The following is a 344-nucleotide window of genomic DNA, read 5'->3' as shown; positions in this document are numbered from 1 at the left end:
GCGGCCTAAGAGATTCGAACTCCTGACCTTTTGATTCGTAGTCAAACGCTCTATCCAGCTGAGCTAAGGCCGCAAAATACTTATGAAATTGTGGAGGCGCCACCCAGACTCGAACTGGGGGTAGAGCTTTTGCAGAGCTCTGCCTTACCGCTTGGCTATGGCGCCATAAAATATGGAGCGGAAGACGGGAATCGAACCCGCGACCCTCGCCTTGGCAAGGCGATGCTCTACCGCTGAGCCACTTCCGCAAAATAATGGCTGGGGATTCAGGGATCGAACCTGAGAATGACGGAGTCAAAGTCCGTTGCCTTACCGCTTGGCTAATCCCCAATGACAATTAAAAT

General features: G+C 52.0%; 4 tRNA genes. All 4 read right to left on the bottom strand.

The features are described 5' to 3' along the window. Positions 1-73: transfer RNA gene (locus IEX98_RS17770), tRNA-Arg, on the bottom strand. An 18-nt stretch (positions 74-91) separates the two neighbouring features. Continuing rightward, a tRNA-Cys gene (locus tag IEX98_RS17765) sits at positions 92-165 on the bottom strand. An 8-nt stretch (positions 166-173) separates the two neighbouring features. Next, positions 174-248, bottom strand: a tRNA-Gly gene (locus tag IEX98_RS17760). Between the two features lie 7 nt (positions 249-255). Continuing rightward, positions 256-330: transfer RNA gene (locus IEX98_RS17755), tRNA-Gln, on the bottom strand. Positions 331-344: the final 14 nt, after the last annotated feature.

Source organism: Paenibacillus radicis (ex Gao et al. 2016), assembly GCF_014641555.1.
Taxonomy (GTDB): Bacteria; Bacillota; Bacilli; order Paenibacillales; family Paenibacillaceae; genus Pristimantibacillus; species Pristimantibacillus radicis.
The sequence above is the reverse complement of the archived record's forward strand: the minus strand, read 5'-3'. Positions and strand labels throughout refer to the sequence as shown.